Here is a 15,808-nt window from a genome sequence, read left to right as displayed (position 1 = left end):
CCATACATGCTGTCTGGTCATGCCGTCCAGATGGTACGTACGGTATGCTGTGAGTCGTGATGGCCCGACGCGACGACCCTTCGCGAAACGATGTCGAGCTGCGCGAACGCATCCTCGACGCACTGCGCGAACTGCTGCGTGAGCGCACCTTCGACACGCTCAGCGTTGCCGAGATCATCGCCGCCGCCGGGGTCTCTCGGGCGAGCTTCTACTTCTATTTCGCGGGCAAGCAGGCGGCGCTGGCCGAGCTGGTGCGTCGCGCGGTTGGCGCCGGCCACGAGGCCGCGCAGCCGTGGGTGCAGGGCACGTCGGGCCCTCACGAGGCTCTGCGGGCGGGTGTCGACGCGGGCGCCGACCTGTGGCTGGCCAACGCGGCGGTGCTGCGCGCCATCGTGGAGAGCTGGGCGTCCGACCCGCAGCTACGCGAGCTGTGGCTGACCCAGATGGCGACGTTCACCGACGCCGCGGTCACCCGGATCGAGGCCGAGCGGCGGGCCGAGCCCGCCGTCAAGGCCCGGCTCGACGGGGTCGACGTGTATGCGCTCGCGGCATCGCTGACGTGGGCCGGCGAACGGCTCTATTACCTGGCCGCGTGCGGGGTGCCGCCGTTCGACGATCGGAATCGGTTGGTCGACACGTTGACCCACCTGTGGGTGTCGGCCCTCTACGACTGACGTCCGCCCCGACCCGCACCATCAGGGTTGCGAAGCATCGGTGGCCGGTCGGGTCGTCAGGTCTACGCGTCTGAGCGGGCGCCGTGGCCGGCCGGTCGACGGGACCAGCACTGCGGACGCTGGCGTACGGCCAGCTCCAGCGAGAGGTGGTCGGACTCGATCATTTCCCGGGCTATTCGACGTGCCATCTCCAGGCGGTCGACGTACGCGTCAAGATCGGTCGGGCCGGCGCCAGCCATAATCGAACTCCTCGTCCGCATTCGAACTACTCGCATCATCTACCGCTCCGGGAGTCGTCACCATTCCCCGATCGGTGGAATCCATCCGCCGTACGGCTCTGCGTGACGTGGCCCTGGTGGGGCCGATGGTAACGGCGCGTCCGCCACCCCGCCGTTGAACTGCGGAAAGTGTTCACAACATGCGCTGCGGTCAATGGCGACGTGCGGGTTTGCCGGCGGTCGCTACATTGCACGGTGCGTGGATCGGGGGGCGCGACGTGTTCGGTGAGGGATCTTCGATACGGGAGGACCGCCGTGCGACAACCGAGCAGAACCGATCCTTTGTTCGTGGCCGTCGAGTCCGCGGCGATCACCCGAGCGCACGTCGCCGGGCTCGTGGCGGGGCGGATCGCCGCCGTCCGGGTGCCGGGGCTGCTGCCCGCCGCCCGCTGCCATGCGATCACCGCCGCGCTCGCCGACGCGGAGATGGACCGGTACGACGAGAGCCGGGTCTTTCCCGTGGTCGCCAAGTTCGGCCCGGCCATCAACGACCACCGGGACGGCGGTGACCTGCGCGACGACTACTGGGAGGCCGCCCGCGCCGCCGAGAAGGGCTGGTCCACGCTGGGTCTGCCGGACGCGCCGCGCGAGCTGTGTCTGGCCGCGTTCCGGGCGGCCTGGCCGGACGTGGCACCCGGGCGGCGGCACCGGCGGGAGATGCACGTCGGCATCGTCCGCGAGATCAACGCCGGCCTCCAGGTGCACTTCGACGACGCGGTCCGGGAGTACGCCGGCCGGCTGCTCGACGCCGAGGTGGTGGCCCAGTTGGCGTTCAACATCTACGTCCGGGTGCCGCCCGTCGGCGGTGAGACCGTGCTGTGGCGTCGCCGGTGGCAGCCGGACGACGAGGACCTGCGGATTCCCGGCGGGTACGGCTATCACGAATCGGTGGCCGACGGCGCGCAGTCGTTGACGTTGCGGCCCGCACTGGGAGAGGGATTTCTGTTTGACCCGCGGCACTATCACACGGTGCGTCCGGCGACGGATGGTCGGCGAATCTCCATAGGATGTTTCGTCGGGCTCACCGACGACGGTCGACTGGCTCTCTGGTCGTAGTGAAGGGCGTTTCCCCATGGTGGACAGAAACGACGTCGAGGCGGCTGCGGCGCTGGTCGAGGGGCGGGTCCGTCAGACGCCTGTCATCACCGTCGACGGCGCCGACCTCGGGGTGCCCGGCCTGCTCAGTCTCAAGCTGGAGCTGCACCAGCACACCGGTTCGTTCAAGCCGCGCGGCGCGTTCAACCGGATGCTCCAGGGTGCGCTGCCGTCGGCGGGGGTGATCGCCGCGTCGGGGGGCAACCACGGCCTCGCGGTCGCGTACGCGGCCCGGTCGCTGGGCGTGCCGGCGGAGGTCTTCGTGCCGGTCACCGCCTCGCCGGTGAAGGTGCAGCGCCTGGCCGGGCTGGGCGCACAGGTGCGGCAGGTGGGCCAGCACTACGCCGAGGCGTTGGCGGCCAGCACCCAGCGGGCCGGCGAGACCGGGGCACTTGTGGTGCACGCGTACGACCAGCCGGAGGTGGTGGCCGGTCAGGGCACCGTGGGTCGGGAGTTGGAGGGCCAGCTCGACGGGATCGACACCGTGCTGGTGGCGGTCGGCGGCGGTGGGTTGGTGTCGGGCATCGCGAGCTGGTTCGACGGGTCGGTGCGCGTCGTCGGTGTCGAGCCGGAACAGATCCCCACCCTGCACGCCTCTCTGAAGGCCGGCCGGCCTGTCGACATCGAGGTGGGCGGCATCGCCACGGACTCGCTGGGCGCCCGCCGGATCGGTGACATCGCCTTCGAGACCGCCCGTCGTACCGGCGTGGTCTCGGTGCTGGTGCGCGACGAGGACCTGGTGCGGGCGCGTCGGCTGCTCTGGTCGGAGCTGCGGGTCGCCGCCGAGCTGGGTGGCGCTGCCGCGTTGGCCGCCCTGGTCGGCGGCGCGTACGTGCCACAGGCGGGGGAGCGGGTGGCGTTGATCGTCTGCGGTGGCAACACCGACCCGAGCGACCTGGGCCCGGCGGCCCCGCACTGACGGGTCAGTCGCCGTCGCGCAGGCGACGCAGCGCGTGCTCCACCTGGAGGGTGTCCAGGTGGGTGTCCCCGAGCAGCCGCCGACGGTCGGCCAGCAGCCGCTCGTACACCTCGATCGCCGCGTCGACCTGCCCGTCGAGCAGCAGCACCACGGCGAGGGTGGCCCGGATGGTGAGCACCTCGCTGCGGTCGGCGTGCCGGGGCTCCACGGTGGCGAGGATGGCCCGCAGCTCCTCCTCCGCCTCGGCGAGGCGGTTCTGCTCCTGCATGCACCGGGCCAGCGTATGCCGGGCCTGCCAGGTCTCGGGCTGGTTGAGCGGCCACAGCCGGTAGCGGACCTCCAGGATGGCGTGCAGCATCTCCTCGGCCTCGGGGGCCCGGTGCTGGGCGAGGACGGCCAGCGCGAGGCTGTGCCGCACGATCATCGTGTCCCAGTGCTCGGGCCCGCGGACCTGGTCCTCCGCGGCGACGATCTGCCGCAGCTCCAGCTCGGCCTCCGGCCACTGGCGTTGCGCCATGATCGCCTTGGTGAGCTTGTGGCGGCTCGCGAGGGTGTCGGGGTCGTCGCTGCCCAGCACGCGGGTGCGGTCGGCGATGACGTCGCGGAGCACCCGGTCGGCCATCTCCGGCTGGTTGCGCTCCAGGAAGGTGCGGCCCAGCTCGTGGCGCAGCGCCAACACCTGGGGCCGGTCCAGGTCATGGTCGTACGCGGCGCAGCCCCGCACGATCGGGTCCAGGATGTCGAACGCCGAGCCCGGCAGGCCGACCGCGATGAGGTAGCGGGCGGTGAGCCGGGTCAGCTCCAACGCCCGGCGTACGGTCTCGGGGTCGTGCTTCTGCCTCTGCGGCACCAGGTATTCGCGCACCGCCTCGACGAGGTGCGGCACCAGCACGTCCCAGTTCGCCCAGACCGCGGAGTCGTCCGGGCTCTGCCCCTCGGTGGCGGCGAGAAGCAGCTTCATGACCACGCCGTGGTAATCGGCGATCTGCTCACGGACCTCGTCGCGGTCGCGGAACATCGCGTGCACCAACGGGTGCAGCGACAGCACGTGCGCGAACGCCGGGTCGCTGACGTCCTCCCGGACGTCGAAGTCGACGAGGGCCAGGTCGCCGATGCCCTCCAGCACCTTCACCCGCTGCCGGGAGGTCATCCCCTCGAACAGCGGCGACCCGGCCAGGATGGCCGGCTTGAGCACCACCTCGTAGGGCACCGGGGACACGCTCAGGCAGGCCAGCACGTTGAGCAGCGGTCGGCTCTGCTGAAGCTGGCGGCGGGCCAGCAGGTCCAGTGAGATGTCGTCGACCTCGCGGACGATCTCCAGGCCGAGCGACTCGTCGAGGTCGACGTCGGCGGCGTCACGCGGCGAGCGGAACCGCCGCTCCACGGCCGTGCGGTAGTCGGCGAAGGTGGTGATGGTGGACGTGCCGCGCCAGACCGGGCTGGCGTTCACCGACCGCAGGTAGTTGCCGGCCGCCCGCAGTGCCAGGGGCAGCCCGCCCAGCTCCCGGGCCAGCTCGCGGGCGTCGTCGAGGCCGCCGGCCTGCGCCCCGGCCCGGTCGATGAGCACCTGCGCGCCGGCGTCGGCGTCGAGCGGGCGTACCTGGTGCAGGATCGACCAGGTGCCCCACGTGGCCCGGTTGCCGTCCCGGGTGGTCACCAGGACCATCCCGTCCTCGGCCTCCGGCCTGCGCAGCCAGCCGGTGCCGTCGGCGAGCACCCCGTCGGTGGGGCCGAGCGTGCCGGGCTCGTCTGCGCTGTCGAAGATCAGCAGCCAGGGTTGCTGGGCCTGGTTGAGGTAGCGCCAGACCAGGTCGGTCGCGCTGATCATGCCGGCCCACGCCTGGTCGACCTGGCTCTCCGAGGCGCCGAGCTGACTGACCACCTCGCGCATCCCGGAGTTGAGCCGGCCGGCCTGCACCCACCAGACGGTCCGGCCGTCCGCTCGGGCCTGCCGGGCGATCTCCAGGGCGACGTGGCTCTTACCGGAACCGCCCATGCCGCACAGGATGTGCACCGAGGGTTGCTCCCCGCCGACGCCCGCCAGACGCATGATCTCGTCGATCAGGTCGTCCCGGCCGTGCAGCGGGCTGTCCAGACGCCCGAGTGGCGGGTCGACCGAGACGCGGCTCGGCCGGTCGTAGGCGGGTCGGCGCACGCCCGCATCCTCGGGTGGAACTGCCGCAGTCAATGCGGTCCCCCTTCGGTGGCGAAATTGCGGCGCGGCGGTGGTCGAAAAGATCATGTCCACTGAGTGGACATTCGGAGGGATCGTCACCGCCCGCGCCAACGCAAGGGTATCCACCACCGTGCTGACTTGCACACTCTCCGTTTAGGCCGCCCGACCGACCGGAATCGCCACCGCCAATTCCATTTCGCCGTTCATTCGGGCCGATCCGCCGTGCGCGTTCCTCGCACGGCACCTCCACGATGGACGCATGAACTGGTTGCCGTACGACGATGTGGCCGACTGGGGTTCGGTGCCGGACTGGTTCGGCGCGCTCGGCTCCATCGCGAGTGTGCTCTTCGTCTATCTCGGGCTGCGCCGGGAGATCCGCGCTCGGCGTACCGACGAGCTGCGGGTCCGCGCCACCCAGGCGCGGCTGGTCTCGGCGGTCGCCCAGATCCGGGGGAACTCGGTGCTACGGGTGACCGTGGCCAACCAGAGCGACGCGCCGGTCCTGGACGTGAGCGTGCTGCCGCGACTGGTCCCGTCCGATGATCCCGAGGGTCCGCCCGCCGACCTGGCCGCCGCGAAACAGGTCCGTCGGATCAACGGCCGGGAGAGTTCTGAATTGTTCGTCACCGTCACGGCGGAGCATCGGCTGCAAGCGACGACCGACACCGTTCTGGTGGAACTCACCTTCACCGATCACGACGGAAACCGCTGGCGGCGTATCGGCTCCGGTCAACCCGAGCCGGTGAGCTGACCGAGACGCAATTCCGACAGAGGTGGTCCGGCGGCACACAGCAGCCGCCGGACCACCTCTTCGTCTTCTCAGAGGGGATATGTGCGGGCGACCGCAAGCATCTCGGAGCTGTGCGATCCGACGACGCCGACGGCCGGCGGACGGGGCCGGAAACCGGGCAGCGCATCGAGCCCGTCACTGGCGTCCATCGCCCGCAGCGCCACCCGGGCGGCGATCGGCCGCAGCGTCAACGTGACCTCGACACCCTCCGACGGCGGGGCGTGGAAGACCAGTCCGAAGCCCCACCTGCCCGCGCGGGGCTCCACCGCGACCTGACGACCGCCCACCTCGGCGCGCAGCACGGTGGCGGTCGCCGTGTCGACGTGCAGGGTGGCGAGTCGGACCGCCCGCTGCGGGGTGAGCCGCAGCCGCAGCGTCCGCTCACCGCCGGCACTGGTGTCGGCCAGCACGTCGAGCTTCGGCGCCGGCAGGTTCGCCGCCTGCGCCGGCCCGGCCCGCAGTTCCGCGTCGCCCAGGCCGGGGAAGTCGTCCGCCACGCTGGCCACCCCGTCCACGTAGCCGTCCGTCCACGGCTGCGGGTCGGTCTCGTGGCTCAGCCAGCGGGCCTGCCCGGTGCCGGCGTCCAGGGCGTACATCAGATGGGTGGGCGCGGGGTGGGCGGCGTCGAAGCGGTCGACGCGCAGCCCGACCCCGGCGAGCACCACCGCCGCCAGGGCGGCGGCTCCGGCCGGCAGCACCGCGAGTCGTCGGGCCCGCAGCGCCACCAGTCCGCGCTGCCCGCCGGCCTGCGGGTGCAGCAGGTCGACCACCGGCAGCGCGGTCAGGCCGAGCAGCACCGCGACCAGCGCGGCCACCCCACCCATCGCCATGCCCAGCGCGGGGAAGAGCAGCACCACCGTCGGCAGCAGGATCACCACGCCGACCGCGGCGGCGGCCGTCACCGCCACCACCGGCCACGGCCCGGTCTGCCGGGTCCGCAGCGCGACCAGCCCGCCGAGGGCGCCGGCCAGGGCCGGCAGGGTGGTGAGGTACGCCCCGCCGGGCACCGCCACCGCGAGCAGCACCCCGAGCAGGGCCAGCCAGGCCAGCCCGCCCACGGCGAGCGCGGCCGGGCCGATCCGGCGGCGGACAAGCGCGTACCAGGTGAACAGGATGGCGGTGGCGAGCGCCAGCACGGCCAGCCGGTACCAGACCGGCCGGTACGGGTCGAGCAGTTCCGCGTACCCCGGACGAATCGCGGTGATCGCCAGCCAGAGCAGTTGGGCGGCGACCGGCGCGACCACGATCGGCACGAGAGCGAGGCCGAAACCGGCGGCCAGCCGTCCCGTGCCGGCCCGGCCGCTACGGCGGGTCAGCCAGGCCAGCGCCGCGACGGCGAGCACCGCGAGCAGGGCCAGCGGCAGGACGAGCCAGCCCGGGTAGCGGACCAGCCCACCCGGGACGGGGAAGTAGGTGGCGTCGTATCCGGAGCGCAGGTCGGCCAGGTCGGTGCGGCCGAACTCCCGGGCCAGGCCCAGCGCGTTGTCCCCGTGCTGCTGGAGGCTGCTGCGATCCATGGCCGCCGGGGTGTCCAGCGGCGTGTGGTAGATCGCGCCACCGTCGATGTACGCCGAGTTCAGCCCCACGAACTTCTGGTCCAGGAAGGCGGTGAAGTCGGTGTCGTTGGGCAGCGCCCGGTAGATCTCCACCGCGAACGAGGTGCCCACGGGGTGCGGGGCGGCCCGGCCGAAGACGTCCACCAGCTTCGCGTTGTTCTTCGACGTCTCGAACATGATCACTGGACCGGTGGAGCCGCGCGCCTCCAGGTTGAGCACCACACCGCCGTCGGCGGCGAGCGGATGGCTCGCGGCGAACGCGGCGGCGCCGCAGAGGCACGCCTCCTCGGCGTCGGTGAGCACGAAGACGATGTCGTTGCGGGGCCGCGGGCCGGTGGTCAGCGCGCGGGCCACCTCCAGGATGGCCGACGTGCCGGCCGCGTCGTCGTTGCCGCCCGGCCCGGTCTGCACCGAGTCGTAGTGCGCGACCAGGAACACGCGCCCCGTGGAGTCGGTGCCGGGCAGTCGGGCCACCACGTTGCGTACCCGGGCCACTGTCGCCCCGCCGGCCGCCCCACTGAGTTGGCCGGCCTCCGGCGCGACGGTGTCCTGCACCTCCGTCTCCAGGCCCAGGCCGCGCAACTTCTGCTCGATGTGCGCGCGAACCTGGTCGTTGGCCGGGCTCCCGGCGACGTGCGACCGGGCCGCGATCACCTGCACGTCCTCGTACGCCCGGGTGGCGCTGAAATCGCCCGCCGCAGCGTCCGCCGGTCGCGGCGTCGGGGTGCGCAGGTCGAGCAGGCTGCCGGCGCCGACGGCCGCCAGCGCGACGAGCGCCGCCGCGGCGGCCAGGAGCCGCCGGCGCGGTCGGGTCAGCGCACGGTTGGCCGGGGGTACGCCCGGACCCGGCCGGAGCGGTACGCCCGCCGTGACGGGGGTGGGGGGTGCGCCCATCCGAACTCCTCGAGGGTGGTGGGGCCTGGGGTGGCACCATCCTGCCCTCCGGCGATCCGGGACGGGATGGCCGGGCGTCCACCGATCGTCCGCCCGTCGGTCGGGACGCTCGGCCGCCCGGGCACCTACCGGCCGCCCGGTTTGTCCCCCGACGGGCAGTGATGCGGCCAACCCCCGCCCGTGCCGCGGCCATCGTGTTGTGTGCGACCGTTGTCTAATACAGGATCAGCAGGGCACTCGGAAGGAGCCCGACATCACCAGCGAACTCCCGCGTCTCGCGGCGGTGACCCGGCCGTACCGGGGAAGCGGCCTGGCCGGTTCCCCTGTCGTGCCGTACCCGCACGGTGGCCTGGCGCGGCACGGCAACCTGCCGCCCGGCGAGCGGTTGCGGGTGCTGCTGGTGGAGGACGACGAGGGCGACGCCTTCCTGGTCGGTGAGCTGCTCGCCGAGACGAACTCGATGATCGACCTGGTGGTCGCCACCAGCCTCCGGGAGGCGCGACAGCGGATCACCGGCGTCGACTGCGTCCTGCTCGACCTGGGCCTGCCCGACGCGCAGGGGCTGGACGGGCTGCGCCTGGTGCTGGAGATGTCGAGCGGGGCCGCGGTGTGCGTGCTGACCGGGCGCTCGGACGAGCACCTGGGTGTCGTGGCGGTCGCCGAGGGCGCACAGGACTACCTGGTCAAGGGTCAGGTCGACGGCGTGCTGCTGACGCGGGCGCTGCGCTACGCGGTCGAGCGCAAGCGCGCCGACGAGAACGCCCGCCGGTTGCGTGAGGTCGAGTTGCGCCAGGCCGAGTCGGCCCGCCTCGAACGCGGCCTGCTGCCGCAACCGCTGATGACGACCGACCAGGTGGCGGTGCACACCTTCTACCGACCGGGCCGGCACGCCGCCCTGATCGGCGGGGACTTCTTCGACGTGGTGCAGACCCGCCCGGACCGTCTCTACCTGATCGTGGGGGACGTCTGCGGGCACGGGGTGGACGAGGCCGCCCTCGGTGTGGAACTGCGGGTGGCCTGGCGGGCCCTGGTTCTCGCCGGCGTGCCCGACGACGAGGTGCTGCCCGCGCTGGAGCAGGTGCTGATGAGTGAGCGCCGCCTCCAGGAGATCTTCGCGACGGTGGCCACCGCCCGACTCGACCTGGACGCCAACCGGGCCACCGTCCGACTCGCCGGGCATCCGCCGCCGCTGCTGCTCTCCGGCGGCCGGGTCGTCCCGGTGCCTGCGCCCGGCGGCCTGCTGCTGGGCGTACGACCTCGCCGGCCGATCGCCTACGACCTGGAGTTCGACACCGATGACTGGTCCCTGCTGATGTACACCGACGGCCTGATCGAGGGGCGGGTGGGCGCCGGCAACGAACGGCTCGACGTGCCGGGCCTGAGCGGGTTGCTCGACGAGCCGGCCAACCGGGAGGTGTCGCTGCCCGATCTGCCGGCCTGGCTGGTCGGTCGGGCCGAGCAGATCAACGGCGGCCCGCTCGCGGACGACGTGGCCATGTTGCTGGTCAGCCGGGGTGGTGGCCGGTGAAGCCGGTGGTCGGCGGCTGGAGTCTGCGCCGCCGGGTCATCACGCTGCTCACCGTCGTGGGCGTGCTGCTGATCGGCCTGGCCGCCGCGGAGGCGGCGATGGCCGCGCGCAACCGCACCCAGATCGACGCGATCCTGAACGAGACCGGCCCGTTGCGGGTGCAGTCGCAGGAGCTGCTCAACGCGGTGCTCGACCAGGAGACGGCGGTTCGCGGGTACGCGGTAAGCGGTGACCCTGCCGACCTGGGCCCGTACGAGGCGGGGCTGGACCAGGAGAAGGCCACCGTCTCCGCGATGCGGGCGCTGCTCGACGACTACCCGCAGATCGGCCAGGAGCTGCGGATCGTCGAGGAACGCGCCGAGCAGTGGCGGGTGTCGGTCGCCGAGCCGGTGATCACCACGACCGAGCAGGACGGCACCCGCGCCGGCCAGGCGTTGGTGACCGAGCAGGCCCGGCAGCGGTTCGACGAGGTGCGCTCGGCAGTCAACGACCTCCAGCAGGAGATCCTGGCGGCCCGGGAACAGTCCGCCGCGAACGTCCGCAACAGCAGCAACCTGCTGGTCCTCCTGCTGATCATCGCGGCCCTGGTGGTGGTCGTGGCCGGCGCGGTGCTGCTGCTCTCGCTGGACCGGATGGTGATCCGGCCGCTGACCGGGCTGGCCACCCAGGTCCGCGAGGTCGCCGAGGGCGACTACCAGCACCGCATCGCCACCGTCGGCCCACCGGAGTTCATCCGGCTCGGCGACGACGTGGACGCGATGCGCCAGAAGATCGCCTCCGACCTGGCCGAGGTGCGGGAGGCCCGCGAGCGCATCGAGTGGGTCAACAGCCAGCTGCAGAAGCAGGCCGAGGAGCTGACCCGGTCCAACCGTGACCTGGAGCAGTTCGCGTACGTGGCCTCCCACGACCTGCAGGAGCCGCTGCGCAAGGTGGCCAGCTTCTGCCAGCTGCTCCAGCGCCGCTACGCGGGGCAGCTCGACGAGCGGGCCGACCAGTACATCGCCTTCGCGGTGGACGGCGCGCAGCGGATGCAGCGCCTGATCAACGACCTGCTGGCGTTCTCCCGGATCGGCCGCCTCACCACCGGCTTCGTCGACGTCGACCTGAACAAGGTGATGGGCGACGTGGCGGGTCAGACCGAGGCCGCCCGGCAGTACGCCGACGCGGAGCTGACCTGGACCGACCTGCCGGTGATCCGTGGCGAGGAGCCGCTGCTCACGAATCTGCTGGCCAACCTGGTCAGCAACTCGATCAAGTTCCGTCGTCCCGACGCGCCGCCGAAGGTGCACATCTCGGCCCGGCTGGTCGGCGCCGAGTGGGAGATCACCTGCCAGGACAACGGCATCGGGATCGAGCCGGAGTTCGCCGACAAGATCTTCGTGATCTTCCAGCGGCTGCACTCGAAGGACGCGTACCCGGGCACCGGCATCGGGTTGGCGATCGTCAAGAAGATCGTGGAATATCACGGCGGCCGGGTCTGGGTGGACACCGACGTGCCGGAGGGCACGGCGATCCGGTTCACCCTTCCGGCACGCCCGGAGGACGTGGAGGCGGCGGCGGCCGCGGCCACTGCCGCCGACCCCGACGAGCAGCCGCAGCCGGCCGACGCGGGGGAGCAGACGTCCGCGGACGAGGTGTCGTCCGCGCTGCCGGAGCACTCCGCCGGGGCGGACCAGCCGGACCGGGCCGACGGGGCGTCGGAAAGCGGTAGAACGGGTGACATGAGGGAGACGGTGGGATGACCGCGCCGGCGGACGGCAAGAGCCCGATCGAGGTCCTGCTGGTGGAGGACGATCCGGGTGACGTGTTGATGACCCAGGAGGCGTTCGAGGAGCACAAGCTCCGCAACCGGCTGACCGTCGTCTCCGACGGCGCCGAGGCGCTCGCCTACCTGCGGCGGGAGGGCCAGTACGCCGACGCGGTGGCGCCCGACCTGATCCTGCTCGACCTCAACCTGCCCCGCCGGGACGGCCGGGAGGTGCTGGAAGAGATCAAGAACGACCCTGAGCTGCGCCGGATCCCGGTGGTCGTGCTCACCACCTCCCAGGCCGACGAGGACATCCTGCGCAGCTACCAGCTGCACGCCAACGCCTACGTGACCAAGCCGGTGGACTTCGAGCGCTTCATCTCAGTGGTCCGGCAGATCGACGAGTTCTTCGTCAGCGTGGTCAAGCTGCCGCCTCGTGGCTGACACCCTGCTCGACGACGTCGGTGGCCTGCTCGTGGAGGCCGCCGACCAGGTCGTGCTGCCGCTGTTCCGCAAGCTCGACGACGCCGACGTGTCGGAGAAGGCGCCCGGTGAGGTGGTCACCGTCGCCGACCGTCGGGCCGAGGAGCTGATCTCCGCCGGGCTGCGCAGGCTGCGGCCGGGTTCGGTGGTGGTGGGCGAGGAGGGCGTCGCCGACGACCCGGGGCTGCTGCGGCACCTGCGCGACAGCGGTGACGTGTGGCTTGTCGACCCGGTCGACGGCACCGCCAACTTCGCGGCCGGTCGCCGACCGTTCGCCCTGATGGTGGCCCTGCTTACCGACGGGCGTCCGACGGCCGGCTGGATCCTCGACCCGCTGGCCGGGACGCTGGCCGCCGGTTGGGCCGACGAGGGCGCCCTGCTCAACGGCCAGCCGGCCGGCGCCGCCGACGCGGTGCCGTCGCTGGGTGACCTGCGCGGCGTGGCGATGACCCGGTTCCTGCCGCCGGAGGCCCGCGACCGGGTCCGTGCCGGCGGTCGGCGGCTCGGCGAGTTGCTGCCCGGCCAGCACTGCGCCGGCCGGGAGTACCTGGACATCCTGACCGGCGAGCAGCAGTTCGCGCTCTTCTGGCGCACCCTGCCCTGGGACCATGCGCCGGGCACCCTGCTGGTCCGCGCCGCTGGCGGTGTCGCCCGCCGGTTCGACGGCGTCGACTACCACCCGGCCGACGAGGGTCGCGGGTTGCTCGTCGCGGTCAACGAGCAGGTCTGGACCGAGGTGCACGAGGCTCTGCTCAGCTCCTGATCCGCGTACCGCGACGACGACGGCGCGGCGTCTCCACGCGGCCCGGCGACAGTCGCGGCACGGCCATCTCCACGCAGCCTGCGACGGCGGCGGCACGCTGCGTCGACACCGGGGCCGGAGGGCGGTCACGGGGCTGGTCACCGGCGCGCGTTCCGGTATCGTGACCGGCGGTCTCCGCCAGCAGGCCGCCGACCGGCGCCGGCGGGGACGCCGCCGCGCAGAGTTCACCGGGGGCCGGCGGTCGACGGAAGGACGCTGTCGTGCCCAGGACCAGGCTCAGTCAGCGGCGCGTTCGCCGCGTACTGCTCCCTCTGCTCACCGCCGTCGCGCTGGTGCTCGCCGGCGGGGTGCCCGCGTACGCGGAGCCCGGCGAGGGCGGCACCAAGAAGTTGCGGGACGCGCTGGAGTTGACCGCCAAGGGCCACATCGAGGCCAAGGCCAAGCTGGACAATTCCAAGCGTCGGCAGACGGCGTTGACAGGCGAGCTGAAGACCGTCGAGGTCCGGCTGGTCGGGCTCACCGCCCAGGTCGGCGAGGTGGCCGCGCAGTCGTACCGGGCCGGTCGGCTCACCCCGACGGCGATGCTGCTCAACACGGCCACGCCGCAGGCGTTCCTGCAGCGTGCCGCCGACCTCGACCTGATGGCCCAGCGCGACAGCAAGCGGCTGCGTGATCTCACCGCGGCCCGGCAGCAGGCCCAGCAGGCCAAGATCGCCATCGACTCCGAGGTCCGGGAGCAGCAGAAGCAGCTCGCCGTGATGGCGAAGAAGAAGAAGGAGGCCGAGGCTGCTCTCGCCGAGGTCAGCTCGGGCAGCAGCAACGGTTTCAGCGGCGGCAGCTCCGCGTCGGCGAAGCCCGCGCCGCGCAACTCCGACGGGTCCTGGCCCTCGGAGTCCTGCTCCGTGAAGGATCCGACGACCTCCGGCTGCATCACCCCGCGCACCCTCAACGCGCTCAAGCAGACCCAGGCCGCCGGCTACAAGCGGCACGTCTCCTGCAAGCGTGAGGGCGGCGGGGGCGAGCACCCCAAGGGGCGGGCCTGCGACTTCTCGGCCGCCACGAACGGCTTCGAGGACAGGAACGCGACAGGCGGCGACAAGGCGTACGGGGACAGCCTGGCCGCCTGGCACGTGCGCAACGCCGACCGGCTGGGTGTGCTCTACGTGATCTGGTACCGGCAGATCTGGCATCCGGGCACGGGATGGCGGTCGTACAGCGGCAGTGGCAGCCCGGCCGCCAGCCACACGAACCATGTTCATCTCTCGATGTACTGACCCGGGACACCAGCTTCGCTGCGTACCATCGCGACGATGAGCTCCCCACCGTCCGACGTCGCGACCACGCCGGTCACCTCGGGCCAGTCCGCGCCGGTCACCGGCCGGGCACTGCCCAACGGCCTGGCCGCGTTCCTGGTCTTCTTCGCAAGCGGTGCCGTGCTGGTGCTGGAGACTGTCGCGTTGCGCCTGGTCGGCCCGTACGTCGGGGTGACCCTCCAGGTGACCAGCTCGGTCATCGGCATCGCGCTGGCCGCGATCGCGTACGGGGCGTGGTCGGGCGGCTGGCTCGCCGACCGGCGTGACCCGCGTGGTCTGCTCGCGCCCGCGCTGGTGCTTGCCGGGATCGCCACCGCGGTGACCCTGCCCGTCGTGCGCTACGCCGGGGAGGTCCTGCGGGGCGGCGCGGCCAGCGCCATCCTGCTGCTGGTGGCGCTCGCCGTGTTCGTGCCGGCGGCACTGCTGGCCGCGGTCACCCCGCTGGTGGTGAAGCTCCAACTCGCCGACCTGCGCCGCACCGGCCAGGTCGTCGGCCGGCTGTCCGGCATCGGCACCCTGGGCGGCATCACTGCCACCCTGCTCACCGGCTTCGTGCTGGTGGCCGCCCTGCCCAGCACCGTCATCCTGCTGGCCCTCGCGATCTCTCTCGGAGTGGTCGGCATCGGCCTCGGCTGGTATCTGCGCCGGCAGGCGCCCACCGCACTGCCCGGTCCGGCCCGGACCCGGGCCGCGCTGGCAGTGCTCGGCCTGGTCGGGGCGGGGCTGACCACCGTCGCGCCGAACCCGTGCGACATCGAGACCGCGTACCACTGCGCCCGGGTGACCACCGACCCGGCTCGGCCCAGCGGCCGGACGCTGCTGCTCAACTCGGCCCAGCACTCGTACGTCGACCTGGCCGACCCGAAACACCTGGAGTACGCGTACACCAAGTGGATCGGCGCGGTCGCCGACGTCGTCGCGCCGGCCGGGCAGCGGTTGGACGCGCTGCACCTGGGCGGCGGCGGGTTCACCGTGCCCACGTACCTGACCGCCACCCGGCCGGGCACCGACAACGTGGTGTTCGAGATCGACGGCGGGCTCGTCGAACTGGGCGAGCGGGAGCTGGGCGTACGCCCGGGGCCGGGGCTGCGGGCGGTGGTGGGCGACGCCCGGATGCTTGTCGCCGGTGAGCCGGCGGACAGCCGCGACCTGGTCGTCGGTGACGCGTTCGGTCACCTGGTGGTGCCCTGGCACCTGGCCACCCGGGAGATGGCCGCCGACATTCGACGGGTGACCCGCCCCGGCGGCGTGTACGTGCAGAACGTCATCGACTACCCGCCGCTGCGGTTCATCCGCGCCGAGCTGGCCACGGTGGCCGCCGAGTTCACCCACGTCGCGTTGATCGCCCCGCCGGAGGCGCTCGCCGAGGAACGGGGCAGCAACTTCGTCATCGTCGGCTCCGACGCGCCGCTGCCGCTGACCGCCGTCCGCGCCCGCCTCGACGAGGTCGACCGCAGCGTCAGCCTGCTCTCCGGCCCGGACCTCACGGAATTCGTCGGGGAGGCGCTGGTGCTGACCGACGACTACGCCCCGGTGGACCAACTGCTGGCGACCGCCTGAACGGGTGACATTCCTGACCGATTCCGATCCTT

General features: G+C 72.3%; 13 protein-coding genes. 10 read left to right on the top strand and 3 right to left on the bottom strand.

The features are described 5' to 3' along the window. Positions 1 to 59: 59 nt before the first annotated feature. Positions 60 to 674, top strand: a complete 615-nt coding sequence (locus MILUP08_RS31465) for a TetR/AcrR family transcriptional regulator (protein ID WP_144057231.1) — start codon at positions 60 to 62, stop codon at positions 672 to 674. A gap of 62 nt (positions 675 to 736) precedes the next feature. Here the strand turns inward: MILUP08_RS31465 and MILUP08_RS36200 are convergent, their stop codons facing one another. Further along, positions 737 to 913, bottom strand: a complete 177-nt coding sequence (locus tag MILUP08_RS36200; RefSeq protein WP_007465502.1) for a hypothetical protein — start codon at positions 911 to 913, stop codon at positions 737 to 739. 327 nt (positions 914 to 1,240) lie between these two features. On the opposite strand from MILUP08_RS36200, the gene MILUP08_RS31455 reads away from it, so the two are divergent. Then, complete coding sequence (locus MILUP08_RS31455; protein ID WP_202805242.1) at positions 1,241 to 2,008, top strand: 2OG-Fe(II)-dependent halogenase WelO5 family protein; 768 nt, start codon at positions 1,241 to 1,243, stop codon at positions 2,006 to 2,008. Positions 2,009 to 2,024: 16 nt separating this feature from the next. Beyond that, on the top strand, positions 2,025 to 2,966 hold the full coding sequence (locus MILUP08_RS31450; RefSeq protein ID WP_007465498.1) for a threonine/serine dehydratase: 942 nt from the start codon (positions 2,025 to 2,027) through the stop codon (positions 2,964 to 2,966). 4 nt (positions 2,967 to 2,970) lie between these two features. Here the strand turns inward: MILUP08_RS31450 and MILUP08_RS31445 are convergent, their stop codons facing one another. Then, positions 2,971 to 5,121, bottom strand: a complete 2,151-nt coding sequence (locus MILUP08_RS31445) for a tetratricopeptide repeat protein (RefSeq protein ID WP_007465496.1) — start codon at positions 5,119 to 5,121, stop codon at positions 2,971 to 2,973. A 280-nt stretch (positions 5,122 to 5,401) separates the two neighbouring features. On the opposite strand from MILUP08_RS31445, the gene MILUP08_RS31440 reads away from it, so the two are divergent. After that, the gene (locus tag MILUP08_RS31440) at positions 5,402 to 5,893 is read left to right on the top strand and encodes a hypothetical protein (protein WP_007465495.1); all 492 of its coding nucleotides are present in this window, start codon (positions 5,402 to 5,404) and stop codon (positions 5,891 to 5,893) included. A gap of 68 nt (positions 5,894 to 5,961) precedes the next feature. Here MILUP08_RS31440 and MILUP08_RS31435 read toward each other — a convergent pair whose 3' ends face one another. Continuing rightward, the gene (locus MILUP08_RS31435; RefSeq protein WP_007465493.1) at positions 5,962 to 8,382 is read right to left on the bottom strand and encodes a M28 family peptidase; all 2,421 of its coding nucleotides are present in this window, start codon (positions 8,380 to 8,382) and stop codon (positions 5,962 to 5,964) included. Positions 8,383 to 8,710: 328 nt separating this feature from the next. Between MILUP08_RS31435 and MILUP08_RS31430 the strand changes: the two genes are divergently transcribed. The 6 genes from MILUP08_RS31430 to MILUP08_RS31405 all read left to right on the top strand — a co-directional run bounded on the left by MILUP08_RS31430 (position 8,711) and on the right by MILUP08_RS31405 (position 15,776). Continuing rightward, positions 8,711 to 9,910, top strand: a complete 1,200-nt coding sequence (locus MILUP08_RS31430) for a PP2C family protein-serine/threonine phosphatase (RefSeq protein ID WP_039909052.1) — start codon at positions 8,711 to 8,713, stop codon at positions 9,908 to 9,910. After that, a complete protein-coding gene (locus MILUP08_RS31425) occupies positions 9,907 to 11,652 on the top strand; it encodes a sensor histidine kinase (protein ID WP_007465487.1) in 1,746 nt (581 codons plus the stop codon). Before MILUP08_RS31430 ends, MILUP08_RS31425 begins: the two co-directional genes overlap by 4 nt. Beyond that, on the top strand, positions 11,649 to 12,101 hold the full coding sequence (locus tag MILUP08_RS31420; protein WP_007465485.1) for a response regulator: 453 nt from the start codon (positions 11,649 to 11,651) through the stop codon (positions 12,099 to 12,101). Before MILUP08_RS31425 ends, MILUP08_RS31420 begins: the two co-directional genes overlap by 4 nt. Further along, positions 12,094 to 12,903, top strand: coding sequence for an inositol monophosphatase family protein (locus MILUP08_RS31415; protein WP_007465483.1), 810 nt, complete (start codon positions 12,094 to 12,096; stop codon positions 12,901 to 12,903). Before MILUP08_RS31420 ends, MILUP08_RS31415 begins: the two co-directional genes overlap by 8 nt. A 260-nt stretch (positions 12,904 to 13,163) precedes the next feature. Continuing rightward, a complete protein-coding gene (locus MILUP08_RS31410) occupies positions 13,164 to 14,177 on the top strand; it encodes a coiled-coil domain-containing protein (protein WP_007465482.1) in 1,014 nt (337 codons plus the stop codon). A 36-nt stretch (positions 14,178 to 14,213) separates the two neighbouring features. After that, the gene (locus MILUP08_RS31405) at positions 14,214 to 15,776 is read left to right on the top strand and encodes a fused MFS/spermidine synthase (RefSeq protein WP_007465478.1); all 1,563 of its coding nucleotides are present in this window, start codon (positions 14,214 to 14,216) and stop codon (positions 15,774 to 15,776) included. The last annotated feature ends 32 nt before the right edge of the window (positions 15,777 to 15,808 follow it).

Origin of the sequence: Micromonospora lupini str. Lupac 08 (assembly GCF_000297395.2) — a bacterium.
Taxonomy (GTDB): Bacteria; Actinomycetota; Actinomycetes; order Mycobacteriales; family Micromonosporaceae; genus Micromonospora; species Micromonospora lupini.
The sequence above is the reverse complement of the archived record's forward strand: the minus strand, read 5'-3'. Positions and strand labels throughout refer to the sequence as shown.

Excerpts from the sequence above, each read along its gene's own strand:
- MILUP08_RS31465 (WP_144057231.1), top strand. The coding sequence starts at position 60 with ATGGCCCGACGCGACGACCCTTCGCGAAACGATGTCGAGCTGCGCGAA.
- MILUP08_RS36200 (WP_007465502.1), bottom strand. The coding sequence starts at position 913 with ATGGCTGGCGCCGGCCCGACCGATCTTGACGCGTACGTCGACCGCCTG.
- MILUP08_RS31450 (WP_007465498.1), top strand. The coding sequence starts at position 2,025 with ATGGTGGACAGAAACGACGTCGAGGCGGCTGCGGCGCTGGTCGAGGGG.
- MILUP08_RS31440 (WP_007465495.1), top strand. The coding sequence starts at position 5,402 with ATGAACTGGTTGCCGTACGACGATGTGGCCGACTGGGGTTCGGTGCCG.
- MILUP08_RS31435 (WP_007465493.1), bottom strand. The coding sequence starts at position 8,382 with ATGGGCGCACCCCCCACCCCCGTCACGGCGGGCGTACCGCTCCGGCCG.
- MILUP08_RS31420 (WP_007465485.1), top strand. The coding sequence starts at position 11,649 with ATGACCGCGCCGGCGGACGGCAAGAGCCCGATCGAGGTCCTGCTGGTG.
- MILUP08_RS31405 (WP_007465478.1), top strand. The coding sequence starts at position 14,214 with ATGAGCTCCCCACCGTCCGACGTCGCGACCACGCCGGTCACCTCGGGC.